Source organism: Paenibacillus sp. J22R160 (genome assembly GCF_059692135.1).
Map to the genome: position 1 here is coordinate 1 of NZ_JCAUAU010000038.1, position 17,024 is coordinate 17,024.

The following is a 17,024-nucleotide window of genomic DNA, read 5'->3' on the forward strand; positions in this document are numbered from 1 at the left end:
CATTTCAGAAGTCTCCTAATTCTTTTAAGAAACCCAATACCTCTTTATTTCAGGCGCTCCACCCTTTTTTTAAATTGGATTAGCTGCGTCTTCTTTACTATTGACTTTTTTAGTGACTGTAGATTTAATTTTCATGGGAGCGTAATGACTTCTATTTCAGATTAATCTTCTGCGGCGAAACTTGGTGTATGTTTTTGCGCTCTCTTTTCAACACACTATGTTGGGCTTTAACACCATCACATGTCAAGGTAGAGGGCGCTGACCCGATTGTCAGAGATTGTCCCTTCTGGCAGCCAAAGAACAGGAGCAAAAACTCCTTCACACCTTCTATGTATGTCGAAAACTATAACCGTTTTCTCTAGATTTGGTCTATTAAACTGTTCCAAATGCCTGTGTCAAGTTTTACAATCGCAAAATATGCTACTGTATTACTTTATAGAAGGTGGTTGATAATCATTGAAGTGTAGCAGATTGAAGTGTAGCAGTAGTCCAACTGTCAATCGTGTTCGCCACATTATGTCTGGTGTTACGTCTGCCAATCGGGGACATCAACATCTGTTCCTGAACTCGTCAGACGTCGTCGTGCTAGTTCCGGGTTCGCACTTTCACACGTTCCACGGGGTGACTACAACGCAAGATGGACATCGGCATACGTACTCTGGTCGAACGGGCCTGTCCATTAACGGTGTTGGTCCACATGGTGGCGGTCCGAATCACTTTCATCGCTTCACAATTGTATTTAAAGAAGCAAATGGGCACACTCATACCGTAACAGGTACAACTACCAAAAACAGATTTATCCCGAACAGTTCACCCAATTCAATCTTGTGAACACGTAACTTAGGAATACCCGAATCAACAGGTGACCAATTTAGTTCGCTTGGATTAGAAGCCGGCCAGTGGATCCTGGTCGGCCTCTTAAGCTGTGCAGAGCTAAGTTTTAAAGCGGTTAATTAAACTATCGTTCCTCGTTAGATTCCTGTAGATGGATAAATTTCAGCTTTGTAAAAAAATGAGCGCCTCGGTACGATGGAAGTACGCACGGGTCAAAAGCCCTTTAATTCCATCATCCAGGAGGACGCTCTACCGTGAAGTTTAAAGCACAAGATAAGCAAAATCAACTCATTGAAAACATTACCGTTCATCATTTGGTTGTAGGTGTAGATATCGCTCAGGAAGCCCATGTTGCTAGAGCGGTTAATTTCCGCGGTGTCGCTCTAGACAATCCATTGGTTTTTAACAATACCGAAGATGGCTTCAGGTCCCTCGACCGTTGGATTCGCGACTTATAAGCTTCATATAAGCTTTCCCATGTTATCGTAGGTATGGAACCGACTGGCCTTTACTGGTTCAACCTTGATAAAGTGAGTATAATTCTCCAGCATAATTTTCGTCATGAATCCTTTTACCTGATGCAAAACCTATAATTTTTCCTGTATCATTAATTGCAATATAGATAAAGGGTTCATTTCCATTATTTTAAAAATTAAGCCACCTTTGTTCTGCCTCATCATACGATAAACTGTCCCAATAATGGTCTGGTACTAAACCGTGATAAGTAGTCCTCCAACCATCAACATAAACTCTCGCTATGGCTGTTATTTCTTCTTCACTTGCTTTTTTCATCTTCAAACAAATCACCTCTAATAATTCCTCTGCTTAAACTTAAATCATTAGAAAGGGAATTCACGATACTTCGTTTGTATCGATACCCACTTGAACACCGTTAACTCGTCAATAATCCACGGGAAACCAAATCTGCCAATGCCTGACCCCTTAGTTCCACCAAATGGAATATTCCCCTGAGCGTTGACGGTTTGATCATTAACATGAGTCATTCCAGATTCAATTTGTAGCGCCAAACGTTCTCCTTTTTGTAAATCGCTTGTGAAAATTGCACTGCTTAATCCTGATTCCGTTTCATTAGCTAATTCAATTGCATGTTCATCCGAGTCTGCTTTAATGATTAAGGCGACCGGACCAAATAATTCTGTTTGTGCCAATTTGCTTGAATTATCAACATCAACAAGCACATAAGGAGTCAAAACATTTCCAATCCTTTTTCCTTCAAGAGCAAATGTTACTCCAGATTTTTTCGCTTCCTCTACAGCTTGCAAAGTTCTTCCAAGTTGACGCTCGTTAATCATCGGTCCAATTACTGTCTGTGGATCTCTAGGATCACCATACTTAAGGTTCTTCGCTTTTTCCACAAATTTAGCCACAAAATCATTATATAGATTTTGGTGTACAATAAATCGGTTTACAATCATACAAATCTGACCTTGATGTAGGAACTTCCCAAAGACGGCTGCATCTACAGCCCTGTCTACATCAGCATCGGACAATACGACAAAAGGGTCATTGCCTCCTAATTCCAATGCAACCCGCTTTAGGTTTTTACCGGCAAGTTCTCCGACATGCCTGCCAACCGCCGTAGATCCTGTGAAACTTATAAATCCCGGAATTGGATTGGTTAACATTTCGTCACCGATTTCTGAAATATCGGTCAGAATCATATTAAAAACACCGTTTGGCAGCCCTGCTTCCTTAAAGGCTTTCGCAAGGATAGAACCTCCAGTTAACCCAACCTGTATATCCGGTTTGTGAACGACCGAATTTCCGAGTGCAAGCGCTGGACCAATCGTTCTTGTGGAGAGGTTCATAGGGAAGTTAAAAGGTGAAATTGAAGATATTACACCAATAGGCACACGATAAATGCGATTTACTTTGCCTTCGACCATAGCTGGTACTTCCTTTACCTTTTCAATTTCATCCGCCATCTTTATAGAATCTTCCAGATCGGCAATCGCTGTCATATGTTCAATGTAGGCTTTACGATGATTACCACCCGTTTCTCTTATAATGACACTACGAATCTCGTCTTGGTTTGCCTTTAAATAGTCTGCAGCTTTTTGAATGATGGATTTCCGTTGTTCCGACGATGATTTTACCCATGTTTTTTGAGCATCCTTAGCCACTTTAAAAGCATCCTGCAACTGTTTTTTTGTTGCCAGACGGACTTGGGTAACGACTGAATTGTCATATGGGTTTAGAATATCGTAAGTACGATCACTTAAGCCTTCCGTCCATTGCCCATTGATAAAACTCTTGTTCAGTTGTTCATAGTTTTGCACAATGACACTCTCCCTTAATATTTATTCATGTTGAATATCCAAAGTTCGTGTATTTTGATTATTAAACCTGTAGCGTTTTTTTGGTGGAGGACCATAGTCTCGCTTCTCCCATGCTTCTCGAGCGCACATTGCGACCACCTCAACCCCCGCACTTCTCAATCCTAAAGTATGACCTTCCCCTGCCCAGCCTGCACCAATAACAACTGCCATTAGCGGCACTGTCAACTCGAGTCACCTCCGTGTTTAATGTCCACTGGATCGAATAATCCGTTGACAACACCAGTATAGTCTTCGTGCCCTAAGTATGGGAATTATCCGAAAGTTGTATTAGAGGAGTACAGGAGGTCGCCATCTCAGGAACCAAGAGACTTTTTCATTTCCTTGATTCTTTGTTATATAGGTTGATGAGTTGAACTCGGTTTTTAATGCTTAGCTTTTCGAATATATTGGAAAGGTGCTTTTTTACGGTAGCCTCGCTCAAAAACAGTTCACGTGCAATTTCCTTGTTAGAACTCCCTTTCATTACCCATTTCACGACATCTTTCTCCCGAGGGGACAGCTGGTCTTCAGAATCCGGATAATCATGATTGGCCGATAAGGAAAGGCCGAAAGAAGAGATCATTTTTTCCATATAAGGTATAATTTTCTTTCCTCTTGTATCCATTACGTAATAAGGAGTCGGTGTCACTCCATCGTAATCATAATGAACGATTCCCTCCTTTTTATCCATACCTAGACTAAAAAGGATTGCATCCGAAATGGGATTGGCGGTAGGGGAAGCAACAACATATCCTGCTGTCAATATATAGGTAATAATTGTGGATACCGCGGCCTGCATTACACTCGGGTCGAAGTAATCATATACATCGACTGTTTTGACGAAATAACCGGCTTTCGTATGCCCCGGAACTCTTAATTCTTTTCTCTCGTCTTCTGAAATCTGATTGAAGTACGCGGCGGAGACGGGGCTGGATCTCAAATAATCCATGGTAAGCTCGTTGATGGGGATGCTAACCATGAGACCGTAAATGTTACCTTTTTCGTTTCGTATGAGCTTTACGCAAGATGGGTCTAGTTGGTATAGATCATTCAATCGTATTTGGTTTAAAATACTTAGGCTTTCCCTAGCCGTCATTAAATAGGTTGCTTGTTCATTTGTTATCTGGTCCACGTATACTACGTTTCCGTCTTTGGCAGTAACTTGCCTCTGTTCTATATAATGCTCCGCTTCCGCCCAGTTCGCGTGATGCAGCTGCTCCATGCTGTATGCGATCGACTGTCGATACAAGAGAAATTGGATAAAATGATTTCCGATATAAAATAGAATTTCGGCGTTCTCCCAAGCTGCCATACCGCTCTTGGCGTATCGCTTAATTTTATCGGAATAATAAGCTGCAGAGCGCAACCAGAGATGATTATAGAAGTCCGGACTTCGGCGACGGAACTCGAGCCCGATGGCATCACGCAGCAAATCATGTAATAACCATCCGCGGTCAACCCGTTGCACGAAAGAATAAGAAATTAAATTCTGAAACTGCTCGCCTGTGACGCACTTCCCTAGCACATAATTCAGCAACTCGAGGTTGAAATGGCGTAATACGGAAGTTACTTCTACAATTTCCTTCATATCCTGATCGGGAACTTCTTGAAGCCAAACAGCGGCAACGTGAGAAAACACATCTCTATCATCAGGATCAAGGGATTGAGAAGTAGATCCGACAAGCATCGTCGAGACTAGGAGTGAAAGCGTCAACGGATGACCCTTGGTTTTAGCCCAGATCTGATGCACGCTACTTTGTTTCGTGATACCGGACAGTTCCAAATACTTCTTGACCGATTCATAATTAAGTTCCGCAAGCGGCATTCTGCTGATAAGGTGCCGCCATCCCGGAGATGCCAGCCAAGAGCCCTGCATGGGAAATCTGCCGGATATGACTACGAGTATATCCGGTATCAACCGGGGTAGCAGCCCTTCTCTTAGCCAGCGCTCTGCATCTCCGAATGCTTCGAACGTATCCAGGGCCAAGATCAGTTTGTCTCCGTTCGCGTAGGATCGAATCGTATCGATGCTGATTTTCGTCAATTGATCAATGCCAATCGTTTGCTCTATACGATCGACAGGATAATTGAACGCATTCAGCAAGTGCAAGCAAACTTCATACGAATTTCTAGGCAGTACGCGGCAATCGATCAATAGGTACTTTGCTTGTGCCATAACGCAGATTCTTCGAAATTCATTCAAAAGATAACTTTTCCCTACTCCACTTGTTCCATAAAGATTAATGATTCCTCCAGAAAAAGGATCCGTATTCAAACGATCTTGAAATCGGCGTATTTCCTGGTCCCTTCCGACGAGAAAGCGTTGTTCCATACGATCGATTTCACTTAATTTCGGAATAGAGAAATCATTTTCTCTCATTGCAAGTGTCCTCCTATTAGTAAACTAAAAAAGCCAGCAGATCTTTGGCCGATTGCTAACTCTTGATGAACGATCTTTTGTGGAAATATAAGGCATAATTAAAATCTTATCAATCTGCCAATTGTATGAAAGTGAACAATAAAAAAGACTTTGCTCGTATGTATGCTGATACGCCGGCTTCAACCTTTTGCTCCTCCAATAATAGTTACCCTTTTTTAACACCCAGCAAAAATCAGGGACACCATTATTACTAACAGAATAATCAAGTAACTTCTCTTATTCATTTTGTCACCTCTAGTACCTTAACGATCTATTTATTAAATTTATTGCTCTTACTTGATTTCAATAACCTCCCGTTCCTTTAACGAAACCAGGGAGTAGTTTCCGCGTGGCAATCTGCTCCCTGGTTATTGCGCTATCGTTCAATGTTAGTTGAATGGCAGCGTGACATCGAGGTGCATCCGAAACGCCGGTCCACCTGGTGTTTCAGCGGGGCCGATGATGACGAACCCCACCGATTCGTAAAATGCCTGCGCTTGTTTGGCAGTCACCTCTATACGCAAACCGCGGCGCGCAATGTCAACAATCAGCGCAGTGGCAACGCCTTGGCGCATCCAGTCAGGATCAGTGAACAGATCCTCGAGCTCGAGAAAGTCGCCTTCCGGAAGTGCTGTTGCGAAGCCGACGACACTCCCATCAATAACTGCAACATATGCGAACGGAACCAACGCGTTGTCCCATACGAGCCACTCAGGATGGGCGGCAATGAGATCGAGTTCTCCTTTGTAAATCAACGAAGCTCGTCGTTTGATGTCACACAACCTATCGAAGTCGCCTGCGACCGCGCTCCGAATGACGATGTCAGACGATCGGGATCGAGTCTTCGTCAACCCATCGTCAAACTGATGAATCCACTCACCTTCTCGTTTGAGGTTGTCAATCCTATCTCGTACTAACGAAGTGAACTGACTCTCGCCTTCACCCTCAACTAGTGTTTTCTCTAGTGCTTTAATCTCTATAGATATGATAAATCGCTTAAGCTCAGCCATATTCATAATATCCAACTCTCCTTTTTCCGGTTACCCCATAAAGTATACTGGATATATATTATGACTGAATATGGATCTAAATACTTGAATAATTCGCGATGTGATTATGCTGCCCGATCGCTTAATGAGGCTACCACTCGTATTCACAGCGGTAGCCTCAATTTGTAGTTTGTTTAAGTAATATATCTCGTATGCTGACTAAAATGTGCGATCTCGCTAAAATCATACCACCCTAAAAACTATATTAGTCCCCGTCTCATTCGTCTTAAAAGGTTTGCTAAATTCCTTGAATACAAATTCAATTCCCGATATATCATCAGATAACGGTGGCGATACTACGTAATTATAAGATGAATGTCCTGAAGTGCTTCCACCATTAACCATTCGACAGTCATAACGTTCTCCTAAAAACAACTCAAAATGGCTGTGTTTGTGAGGATTAGATGGAAGCTCCGTTGCCATGTCCCAATCTATACTGAAAGTTATTACACTTGCATTACTGTATTGTCGCATAGAAGTTAGTGTATAGAATAGCTCACCTTTTTCAACAGATTTTAAGATTGGAATATGTTTTCTGAATCCATATGGTTCAGCCATTGGTTTGAAGTGTTCTTCATTTTTTATAGTTCCAAATACGGCTTTCAAGAAATCTTCGTAGAGTTCAAAAGTAGTTGCCCAATTAGAGATATACTCAAATGGTGGGAAACCCGGATTATTATCTGATATTTCCTTTCGTTGTCTTATCAAATCGCAAATTTTCTCATCAATATTACTAATTCGTTCATCATAATGTTCCGTTGGGCGTTCAAATGGCATCCGTTTCATCATCGTCCTCCTCATTGAAACTCATTTACTACAATACATCCACCTAAATCTTAACATATAATGGATATCCAGTGAAAATATTGCCCCGTTAATCTCCCATTAGCGTAACGGGCTCCGTTGCAAGCCGGTGTTGTTATTTAGCTCCCCCGCCAGTTAGATCAACCAGAAACTAACGTGATCAAGAATAATAGCTATACATATCTTAGCGCGATCCGTCGGGAATGTCATAATGTTCTTGTCAGTTTTCAAGTCCTTGTCATCTGATTTTGACAAGAACTTGAGGACATAAAAAGAAAAAGTCGCATCACATGCGACTTTTAATGTAACCATGTTCTTGACACCCGACAGCATCCCTTATTAAGGAACTCTTGCTTTACTACTTACTACTACCGTTGTCTTTTTTTTGACAAAAACTTGATATCATTTCCGCCGCGTTCCCACTAACGGGGAGGATCTGAGCTGTTCTATTAATAGTTTTTAGTCTAAGTGTTCTGTATTATTTAAATAGTGAATAATTCTATTTTTATCTTTAATCTCCAATAAGTGAATTCCTGTATCGCCTGTTCGAAATCTATATTCAGAATTAATAGGCATTTTCAAAAATGATTGCAAAACATAACTTATTACTCCGCCATGGACAACAAGTGCAATCCTTTTCTGTGTGGATGTTGTAATAATTTTAGAAAAGACTTTTTCGATTCGAGCCCGAAAGTCTATTATAGATTCTCCATTCTCAACACTTTCATGAGGAAAATTAGGAAGTGGAATTTTTCTTGCTTCTTCCTTGGTTAATCCCGCTAGTACCCCATTATTTTCTTCCATTAAATCTTCTTCGAAAATAATTGGTTTATATGTAGTTTTTGAAAGGATCAGAGCTGTTTCTTTTGCCCTTTTTAATGTACTTGACCAGATGATTTCAGGTGGACAATGCTTTTCTACCCATTGAGCCATAAGATGAGCTTGCCTAGTCCCCAAATCTGTTAAAGAAAAATCAGCTCGGCCTTCATGAACATCAAGAATATCGGCTTCGGATTGTCCATGGCGGATTAGTAATATCTGCATTGACTCACTCCTGTGATCTTATTAGTTAGATAATTTTCTTAATAAATTTTCGAGTAACCTCTTTAAAAATGGCAGGTTGATCAATCCATGGATAATGACCTGCATTCGGAATTAAATAATATTCTCCTAATGGTATAGAATTTGCAAGTTCAATAGCATATTTCGATGGCCTAGGGTCTTGTGCACCATGCAGTATTAATGTAGGGGGTACAATTTGATTAATGCTGTCTCTAATTTCCCTTGTCTTAATAATACTATTCCAATCTTGACCAAGCTTTAGATTTATTTCTTTATTCATAAAATGTCCATCTGATCTTGGTAGCTTGTTTTTGTTATTTTTATAATATAGGTCCGCGTGTAAACTGAGTTCTCTAATTCTGTGTACTACATGTAATCTTTCTTCTCCAATTAACTTAGGTTCTATTGATCGCAAATTAATGTATTCTTCTCGTTCCTCTTGGCTTAAATTGTTTAATCTGTTTACAAGATAATCATCATGCCAATCTTGGTTAATTCCAGTACCTGAAATATAAATTAGTCCATTCACATTTGATTTATATTTAGCAGCATAAGCCAGCGCTAGCCCTGCACCCCAAGAATGCCCACCGACAATCCAAGTATCTAATCCTAAACGAATCCTCAAATTGTCTAAATCATTTAAAAATGTCTCAACGTTGTATGGTTCTTTTGCCTCTGATCTCCAACTGCCTCTTTGATCATATCTGATCACATGACAAAGATCATATACCATATCTGCTACTGGTCCCAAATAATCGTATGAACCAGGCCCTCCGTGACAAAGAACGAGCGGGATACCAGTTCCTTTTGTTTCAACCCAAAGTGATATTTCATTTACTTTTATTATTTTACCTTGCAATAGTTAACCTCCTTTTCAGAAGATATTTCTCAACCAAATCACACATACTTCAGAGGGGCTATTGCGTTCGTCATTTAGGAAGTGATTTATCCATGCAAATACTTGTTTCGATTCACTAACACCCACATAAAACATAGGACGAATTGCAATTTTCAAGAGCGCGCGTTCGAGATTGCGATGAACAGATATAACTTCAGGGATGACTTCTAAAAATCCGTCAGCAGCGGATTCACAGTTATAGCTTGGAATCCAATTTCCAATCATATCTACAATCTGGTTGTCTTCGAGTGCACAGGAACCATCTTGAAAGTCGGGATAAAACCAATGTAAATCAAAAAAGAGTTTTTCTAATTTTCTAAATCCATTACATCCATCATACACTCTATTCCATTGTCGTTTCGCATCATAAGTATCAATGTATCTAAATTCTAATTTATTACTTTCAAACTGTCTTATTAATAGTTTAGGCCCTTCATAAGGGTAATTCACTTCTTTTTGTACAATATTTAAATCATAAACTGAAGTCCACCTTAAATATGATTTGAATAATTAGAATCTCTGACAGAAACCACCAAGTTGTAAATACTAATGAACTTGTTAACTTTCGAACAATCCCCTTCGAATAAAGTTTGCGGTAATCGGCTGCTTTCCGATTTCTCGTGACCATACGGACAATTGGCCGATGTGGTGGATCTCATGGGCAAGGACATGTCGCATAATCTCTCCGTATTTGAAGCGCTCTGATTTGTCTGTTGCGCGCTCGTCCTCAAAAATACGAGTTTCCATGCTGCTATTCCAAGCGTAGATGAATGGAGCGATTTCCTCATGGCAACGTGCGGAATATTCTCTTAACTTTTGCACATTGGCATAGTCCTCGAAAGGAGGCTCTTGTGGCTCCGGCTTTCCTTGCAATACGCTTATCCAACTGTGCTCAACGTCCACAATGTGAAACAACGTATAGAGAATGCTGCCCGGTCCCCCTGTGCGTCTCTCCAGCAACTCTTTTTCGGTCACCGAGTCGCACCAGTCAAACCATTCTTTGCGTACTTGCCAGTTATACTCGAAAAGTTTCAACATGGCGTATAGCCTCCTGTATTTTTCTACGACGTATGGTCTTTATTAATTCGCGAAATCATAAAGTCTTCCTGCCCATTATTTCAATAAAAAAAGGCGCTGTCGCTAAGCATGCTCCTCAACTATCGTTCTCGTTAGTTGAACAGTCTTAACAAATAGGATGCATTAAAGCCATGAATACCTTACTCATAGTCACGATTAATTCTCCTTTGGTAACCTTAAATGGATGGTGCGGTAATTGATTTATTGCCGTCCAATTCATTCCGGGTTTTATCTCAAACGATATCGGAAAAGCCTTCTCACTTCTTACTCCGAAAAGGTAAGTTTCAAGACCATGACAATCTGTATATCGGGGGACATAGGCAAATATATCAGTATCATCAAAAGTAAATGCCTGCATGATGACTTGTGAATCATTTTGTTGCACAATCTCGAACTCAATGGGAAATTTCATTATTTGGGTTGTAGTTCTCTCAGATTTGGATTCCCATACTACCTCATAGTCTCCTGACCAACGGAGATCAGCCTCCGCCCCATAACAACTAGGTGCCCCTAGAGAGGCTACGCTTGCTTTGTTCACAGGTTTGACGAGTAGTCGCCCATTAGAGTGCATCCCTATCGCTCTGATTGAGTTATCTTCTTTCGCTAAATTTGACTCGGTAACTGGTGGAGACGATTCTGGCGTTGAGCTAGGAGGAGACACTGACAACGCTATTTGGGTGAAGTGAAGCTTGCTTGAATACGTAGGATACTCCTCTTGAATGGGCAATGAAATGTGCCTTATTAATACCTAAATGTTTCATAACAGCATCAATGTCTGTTGACAATTACTCCATTCTCACTCCACGAATGCTCCACAAGCCTTCCTAGCCGCTCTAAAGGTCTAGAAATATCATAACCGCATTGGTAGTCCATTTATAAATAATTTTCTGTCGAGTTGAGCATTTTAGCAATGGAGGTGAAATTTGTATGATTAAAAAACTAACTATCAATGTAGTAACTGTATTTTTTCTTTTGATATTCAATGGAGTAGCTTATGCACAACAACCAGCTTTAATGAGCATTAAAACTATTCCTACTCCTGAAGGTAATTGGGTCTACTTGCCTGAAGGTGATGGACAGATGGTTATTCATGTATCTACCGCCTATTCAAATACATTTAAAGTATGGAGAGTTCCTGCTGGAACACAGCAATGGGAAAATCGAATTCTAATTTGTAATGAAAAAGGAAACAAATTTGACTGGACTTGTGTCTGGAGATATACCAAGGACGATACTATTCACGACCATTTTGTTATTGAAGCTTCTGGTGAAGGTGGGAGTATCCAAGGTAGCATTAATGTAACTCGTAGGCATGACGAAAATCATCCTCAATAATTTATATTTCACACCCCCCTTGCCCTTCTCAACATCAGTAGATGGATTCCTAAACGCTCTCAAGGGAAAAAGAAAAGCACAACCTCATGGATTGTGCTTTTTGCTTGAAACTTCTATTTTATTGAACTCCCTCCCTTATTTAAACACAAAAAACCTATCGCCTCAAAGAGGCGATAGGTTTTACCTTCGCGGTACCACTCTTCTTGAATTGCAACAAAATTTATCACAAATCCTTAGAACCAGTTTACGGAGGTTACCCGTTAAGACTTACTGAATTCAGTCTTACCGCTTATGGGTCAGTTGGGGAACCTATACACTGTCTCGCACCGGTCAGGGAATGATTGCCGGCTGGTGTCGTGTTGTGATTTAACTATAGTTCTTACTATGGTTGAATAAAGGCCTGGCTATTTTTGTTCCATTCTTCTGCCATAATTCCATAAACAATGTGGTCTACATAGTGGTCATATAACCATTCTGCTTGCCTAATGCATCCTTCATTTACAAAGTTTAATCTTTCGGGAATACTCCTACTTTTCTTATTCCCTACCGCAGCCCTAATTTCAACTTTATTTAGGTTTAACTCACCAATTGCATAATCGGTCAATGCACTAGCCACCCTGGTCATAATTCCATTTCCTTGAAATTCTTCTCCAAGCCAATATCCTATATATGCAGTTTTGTTTGACCAATTTATGCTATTGTAACCTGCTACTCCAATAATTTTCCCTTTATTTAATATAACTGTATTCAAGTTTTTATTTTCAGCGAAACCTTTTAGACATATTTTGATAAAATCTAAAGTATCTTCAAGTTGCATTGTAGCATCAAGCCAAGGAAGCCATTCTCTTAGATAACCTCTTGAATTATTTGTTAATTCAAATATCCTCTCTCCATCCCTTAATTCTATTAGTTTTAAAGATAAGTCCTCATCAATTTTATGTATAAACATTGTCTCCTCCTCCAAATCGTTTATTTTATATTTTATTATACCTTTTTTGAGCTAATCTTCCGTTATATCGATGGAACAATGAGCAGCACCGAAGGTTCTGCTCCCAGTTATGGTTCAACTATCGTTTTCGTTAGCTGAATTTCACAAAGTGAGTATCATTTTCTGAATCAGCCTTAACAGAAAATCCTATAGATTGATAAAACAAATCTGCCTTTGGATTATCTGTCTTTAATACAAGCATCTCATAGTAATTTTTAGCCTCTTTAATAACTGAATCCATAAGTAATCGTCCTATCCCGAATCGACGGACACTTGGTAAGACATAGAGGCGACGAACACGACCTACTGCTTTACTAACTGCGTGAGGGTCATGGTTTAACCCGCAAACCCCCACAATATCGCCGTCTTTAATAGCGATGAAGAGTGCCTCCCCGTCCCCGTCAAATTTATTGGTTCCTGCTTCATAGTCGGCCACTAATCGTTTGATGTGACGAAATCCTTCGCTCGTACTTTCTTCAACGAGTCGCATTACCTTCGAGGTTTCTAGATGATTAACTTTTGTGATGATAAATTCATTCACATATCCAACCTCCTGAATTAAAACCCTTCTCTAGCCCAGTCTCCAATCTCAATTATACAACTATTGGAAGTAACCTGCCCGTTAGCTTAATCAGTTCAGCCAGATTTCGAAGTTTTCGTTCATCCACCAATCAGCTTCAAGCCGTCTGTCGGGAATGAGATAAAGTTCTTGTCATTTGGTTTTGACAAGAACTTTATCCAATAAAACAAAAAAACCGTGATTTACGCGACCTTTAATGAGATAAAATTCTTGACATCCGACAAGATCTTTTGGCACAATTAGCGGAATCACTACCCAAAAGCTGAAATGGTAGCCATCGCGCTATAGCTCTGGATTAGCTTAAATGGGTTGCTACTGATCTTTCATCATAATCGTCGTAGACAGCCTTGTCCTTGGAATCTTTAAATGAACAACCAACACTTTCTTTTTCTCGGAAACGAACATTTACCGACATATCAATTGCCTTTGGAATTAATTCTTCCGTTAGTTTTAAATTGACCTACTTATATCATAGCTACTCCAAAATAACACTTCTGTTATTCATAAAAGCTTGTATTATCGGTAAATGTGTTTCCGCAATATATATTTTTTCTAACTGACCCTTTGGAATAAATCTAAGCTCTCTTGATTCTTCACTGCAGACTAATTCGGTAAAAGCCTCAACTTCTACTTCGTAAGCGATTGTAATAATCCGCTTCACATTACCATCTGGAAATGCGATTATTCTTGAGGGATCAGAGAAAGTGCCATAAAAACTGATGTTATGGACATTTAAACCTGTCTCTTCTTTTATCTCACGTATAAGACCATCTACTAAGCTTTCATACTGATCAATGGCTCCGCCAATAATAGCCCATCTGTCACTGTCCATTCGTTTTTCTAATAATATGCAGTCATCTCTTTTGATAATTGCTACTACTCCAATACTCGTCGGCTTATTTGGTGTCGGTGCTTCAGGATTATTGTAATAAAACTTAGCTTCCAAACGGCACTCCTCCAATTTGAAATGTTTGATATTAATCTTGAAGTATAATTCGATTAAAGTCCCGTGTTTACCTGTCTTATGCATAAGTATCTTAATTAAACTAATCTGCCCATAGATGAATAGCAAAAAAGAGACCCACAACAACGGGCTATGCTGCCCGTTATTCAATAAAAAAGGAACAGCTGCCGCTTGAGGCAATCTGCTCCCTTATGCTTCATCATTCTCATATTCACCATCGAGAATACGGTCTATAAATACACTTGGGGACTTATTGATTTTTTTCCAATCTACATCATGAAGAATAATTAAATTCTGGTGTTCAACGTCATAACTTCCAAGAGCTTTTTTTGATGGGATCCATACTAAAAAACCTAATGAATCGTAAACATCAACGTCAAACAGCAGATTTATTAAACGAATGCCTTCATACTCCATTTCTGTTACATCCATAATTGAACAAAATTCGATAAGGTCCATATACTTCGAGCCAGGAAGTTCAACACGCTTTCTTTCCTCACCTAATGCTTTTATCTCTCCGTTATCCTTAACCTTGAGCTGCATTCGTGTTCATGTAGTTGATTGCCCACATATGGCCGTCCAAGTCCTCGAAGGCCCAATGATACATGAATCCATAATCCTCAGGTTCTTCGTACGATTTCCCGCCCAAGGAGACCGCAGTATTCACGATTTCATCCACCTTTTCTCGGCTCTCGAAGGCCAATGCGATCGTCATTTGCGCATATTTTTCCGTATCAACGGTTTCCTTCTGCGTGAGCGACTTTAAAAGTTCTTTGGTGAGCAGCATGACCTGCAGGTTGTCGCCGATCACGATGGCTACCGACTTCTCATTCTCGGGGAATTGCGGGTTGAGCTCGAATCCGAGTCCGGTGAAGAACTCCTTCGATTGTTCTACGTTGTTTACAGGCAGATTGAAGCTCGTGAATGTGGACATTAATGCCATTTTTAAACACCTCATCGAATTGGTTTGTTGTTATTGATGCCTTCGTTTATTTAGACGAAAGCCGATCCGGGAATTCATCGTTCTCCGTCGCATAATAGCGGACTAGCGGTACAATCATTCGGATTCGCTTTTGCTATTCCATCAGATTTATACCAGAATTATCAGGAGAAAGATAATACTCGTATATCCAACTTTTTTGTTTGTAACCTAAATCGATCAGCTTAATTTTTCCCTCATCTGACCAGCGAATAAAAAGTTGGGCACCTAGTTCCCCTTTTTCCAAGGCATTGAAATCAATATTATAACCCTGCCCCGAATCCATGAATATATAATTTGACTTTGCTGAAATATCGTATCTCCATACTAGTTCTTCATTTTGATCAATGCTAACTACAGTGGGTTCTCCAAGAAGTCCTTTTACGGATGCTTGATCTTGGACTATTTTCAACTGATATTGAATTTGCCATATTTTTTTTGTAGTTTCATCCACGTCCGTCGGTTCATTCATTATCGAAATTACTTTGCCTGATTCTAAACTATTTGTATATCTTACACCTAAACCAAGACTTTCACTTATAAAGCGTATAGGAACATAAGCATGACCGTTGTAATTCAAAATATTGTATTCACTAGGTAATTCTTTGCTTTGTCCGTTAATTTCAATTTTGGTTGGAAACAAATATGCCTGAATAGAATCAGAAGCATAAACAGCAGTTGTTGCAGTTAAAGTGATTCCACAAATTAATCCTAAAATAAACTTTTTCAAAGACTCATCACTCCCAATCATTCAATCCCGACAACTTCTTTTGCATTTAATGCAAATTGAAATGCAAATTCACCGTGACCACATCCAACATCCAATAATCGACCTTCACATAGGGAGGAATTTATTTTGTCTGCCAATATCATTTCAGCTCTCGGTTCATCAAACGTTGACTTCCAAGGGTATTTATATCCCCCCACTTCTCCAAACAATTGTTTATACCACTCTGGGCTATGGGGTGCTACCCATTCGGGGTGCTTCATTGGGTCAAAAAGAATTTTTTGCAAGCCATCTGACATTTTAATCCCCCCCGTAATCTTATATGTCTCTTCCTTTATTACTTTCTGGAACTTTGTGGAAAATCCTTTTATTATTTCAAGAATAATTGATTCAGCAATCTTGCGAGTCCTTTAAACTTGCGTAGCTTTCCGCACGCGCTACTGCCCGTTAGCCATTCATGCAGCGCAAGACAAGCGCTGCACCACAGAGGATGAAAATGAATAAAATCCGTCAATACTTCTACTACGGCTGGGTGAGGAAGGTCGATAAACTATGGTGCGTTAGAGCCCAACCGTTAGTCTGACTCCACCAACCACGGTGCATCACAGAATGTCGCTCCTTCGGGAAGCACTCATGGTAGATTAATCCTATTTTGGTTGTTGCACCAGCCCATATTCAGGCCGTGGAAAGGATAATTTGAATGGATATTATCATTGAGCGAGCATGTGGTATGGATGTTCATAAGGATTCCATTACTGCATGTACGATGACACCCGAAGGAAAGGAGATTCAAACATTTCCTACTAAAACCGTATTTCTCCTTCAGTTAATTGACTGGATTAAAAAGCATGGGTGTACCCACGTAGCAATGGAGAGTACAGGTGTATTCTGGAAACCAATTGTTAACTTATTAGAAGCTGAGGATATTGAGTTTCTTGTCGTGAATGCTCAGCATATGAAAGCTCTTCC

The 17,024-nt window shown here is 40.0% G+C and carries 21 protein-coding genes and 1 pseudogene; 4 read left to right on the forward strand and 18 right to left on the reverse strand.

Features of this window, described 5'->3' with window-relative positions:
• The first annotated feature begins 516 nt into the window (after positions 1 to 516).
• Both AC58UW_RS32780 and AC58UW_RS32785 read left to right on the forward strand, forming a co-directional pair.
• On the forward strand, positions 517 to 831 hold the full coding sequence (locus tag AC58UW_RS32780; protein ID WP_497424682.1) for a hypothetical protein: 315 nt from the start codon (positions 517 to 519) through the stop codon (positions 829 to 831).
• Positions 832 to 1,088: 257 nt separating this feature from the next.
• Positions 1,089 to 1,364, forward strand: a pseudogene (locus AC58UW_RS32785) (IS110 family transposase); the annotation flags it as partial.
• Between the two features lie 115 nt (positions 1,365 to 1,479).
• Here AC58UW_RS32785 and AC58UW_RS32790 read toward each other — a convergent pair.
• The 11 genes from AC58UW_RS32790 to AC58UW_RS32840 all read right to left on the reverse strand — a co-directional run bounded on the left by AC58UW_RS32790 (position 1,480) and on the right by AC58UW_RS32840 (position 11,020).
• On the reverse strand, positions 1,480 to 1,626 hold the full coding sequence (locus AC58UW_RS32790; protein ID WP_497424683.1) for a hypothetical protein: 147 nt from the start codon (positions 1,624 to 1,626) through the stop codon (positions 1,480 to 1,482).
• A 47-nt stretch (positions 1,627 to 1,673) separates the two neighbouring features.
• Entirely contained in the window at positions 1,674 to 3,134 is a 1,461-nt protein-coding gene (locus tag AC58UW_RS32795) for an aldehyde dehydrogenase family protein (RefSeq protein WP_497424684.1), read from the reverse strand.
• A gap of 21 nt (positions 3,135 to 3,155) precedes the next feature.
• Positions 3,156 to 3,344: a hypothetical protein gene (locus AC58UW_RS32800; protein ID WP_497424685.1), complete on the reverse strand. Its 189-nt coding sequence runs from the start codon at positions 3,342 to 3,344 to the stop codon at positions 3,156 to 3,158.
• A 163-nt stretch (positions 3,345 to 3,507) separates the two neighbouring features.
• Entirely contained in the window at positions 3,508 to 5,553 is a 2,046-nt protein-coding gene (locus AC58UW_RS32805) for a LuxR C-terminal-related transcriptional regulator (RefSeq protein WP_497424686.1), read from the reverse strand.
• Positions 5,554 to 5,981: 428 nt separating this feature from the next.
• A complete protein-coding gene (locus tag AC58UW_RS32810) occupies positions 5,982 to 6,608 on the reverse strand; it encodes a GNAT family N-acetyltransferase (RefSeq protein WP_497424687.1) in 627 nt (208 codons plus the stop codon).
• Positions 6,609 to 6,824: 216 nt separating this feature from the next.
• Positions 6,825 to 7,427, reverse strand: a complete 603-nt coding sequence (locus AC58UW_RS32815) for a hypothetical protein (RefSeq protein ID WP_497424688.1) — start codon at positions 7,425 to 7,427, stop codon at positions 6,825 to 6,827.
• A gap of 477 nt (positions 7,428 to 7,904) precedes the next feature.
• Entirely contained in the window at positions 7,905 to 8,489 is a 585-nt protein-coding gene (locus AC58UW_RS32820; RefSeq protein ID WP_497424689.1) for a histidine phosphatase family protein, read from the reverse strand.
• 25 nt (positions 8,490 to 8,514) lie between these two features.
• Positions 8,515 to 9,366, reverse strand: a complete 852-nt coding sequence (locus tag AC58UW_RS32825) for an alpha/beta fold hydrolase (RefSeq protein ID WP_497424690.1) — start codon at positions 9,364 to 9,366, stop codon at positions 8,515 to 8,517.
• 15 nt (positions 9,367 to 9,381) lie between these two features.
• A complete protein-coding gene (locus AC58UW_RS32830; RefSeq protein WP_497424691.1) occupies positions 9,382 to 9,855 on the reverse strand; it encodes a hypothetical protein in 474 nt (157 codons plus the stop codon).
• A 108-nt stretch (positions 9,856 to 9,963) separates the two neighbouring features.
• Positions 9,964 to 10,443 carry a DinB family protein gene (locus tag AC58UW_RS32835; RefSeq protein ID WP_497424692.1) on the reverse strand — a complete coding sequence of 160 codons (480 nt, stop codon included), beginning with the start codon at positions 10,441 to 10,443 and terminating at the stop codon, positions 9,964 to 9,966.
• Positions 10,444 to 10,588: 145 nt separating this feature from the next.
• Positions 10,589 to 11,020 (reverse strand): hypothetical protein, encoded by a 432-nt coding sequence (locus AC58UW_RS32840; protein ID WP_497424693.1) that lies wholly within the window; start codon positions 11,018 to 11,020, stop codon positions 10,589 to 10,591.
• Between the two features lie 389 nt (positions 11,021 to 11,409).
• On the opposite strand from AC58UW_RS32840, the gene AC58UW_RS32845 reads away from it, so the two are divergent.
• Positions 11,410 to 11,817, forward strand: coding sequence for a hypothetical protein (locus tag AC58UW_RS32845; RefSeq protein WP_497424694.1), 408 nt, complete (start codon positions 11,410 to 11,412; stop codon positions 11,815 to 11,817).
• Positions 11,818 to 12,199: 382 nt separating this feature from the next.
• Here the strand turns inward: AC58UW_RS32845 and AC58UW_RS32850 are convergent, their stop codons facing one another.
• The 7 genes from AC58UW_RS32850 to AC58UW_RS32880 all read right to left on the reverse strand — a co-directional run bounded on the left by AC58UW_RS32850 (position 12,200) and on the right by AC58UW_RS32880 (position 16,354).
• A complete protein-coding gene (locus AC58UW_RS32850; protein WP_497424695.1) occupies positions 12,200 to 12,766 on the reverse strand; it encodes a GNAT family N-acetyltransferase in 567 nt (188 codons plus the stop codon).
• Positions 12,767 to 12,896: 130 nt separating this feature from the next.
• Positions 12,897 to 13,346, reverse strand: coding sequence for a GNAT family N-acetyltransferase (locus AC58UW_RS32855; protein WP_497424696.1), 450 nt, complete (start codon positions 13,344 to 13,346; stop codon positions 12,897 to 12,899).
• 514 nt (positions 13,347 to 13,860) lie between these two features.
• Positions 13,861 to 14,331: an NUDIX domain-containing protein gene (locus tag AC58UW_RS32860; protein ID WP_497424697.1), complete on the reverse strand. Its 471-nt coding sequence runs from the start codon at positions 14,329 to 14,331 to the stop codon at positions 13,861 to 13,863.
• Positions 14,332 to 14,538: 207 nt separating this feature from the next.
• Entirely contained in the window at positions 14,539 to 14,892 is a 354-nt protein-coding gene (locus AC58UW_RS32865) for a hypothetical protein (protein WP_497424698.1), read from the reverse strand.
• Positions 14,876 to 15,292 carry a VOC family protein gene (locus AC58UW_RS32870; RefSeq protein ID WP_497424699.1) on the reverse strand — a complete coding sequence of 139 codons (417 nt, stop codon included), beginning with the start codon at positions 15,290 to 15,292 and terminating at the stop codon, positions 14,876 to 14,878. Before AC58UW_RS32870 ends, AC58UW_RS32865 begins: the two co-directional genes overlap by 17 nt.
• Before the next feature lie 133 nt (positions 15,293 to 15,425).
• On the reverse strand, positions 15,426 to 16,058 hold the full coding sequence (locus AC58UW_RS32875) for a stalk domain-containing protein (protein ID WP_497424700.1): 633 nt from the start codon (positions 16,056 to 16,058) through the stop codon (positions 15,426 to 15,428).
• Between the two features lie 17 nt (positions 16,059 to 16,075).
• Complete coding sequence (locus AC58UW_RS32880) at positions 16,076 to 16,354, reverse strand: class I SAM-dependent methyltransferase (RefSeq protein ID WP_497424701.1); 279 nt, start codon at positions 16,352 to 16,354, stop codon at positions 16,076 to 16,078.
• A gap of 401 nt (positions 16,355 to 16,755) precedes the next feature.
• Between AC58UW_RS32880 and AC58UW_RS32885 the strand changes: the two genes are divergently transcribed.
• Positions 16,756 to 17,024, forward strand: a 269-nt coding sequence (locus tag AC58UW_RS32885; protein WP_497424702.1) for an IS110 family transposase, incomplete at its 3' end; no start/stop codon positions are given.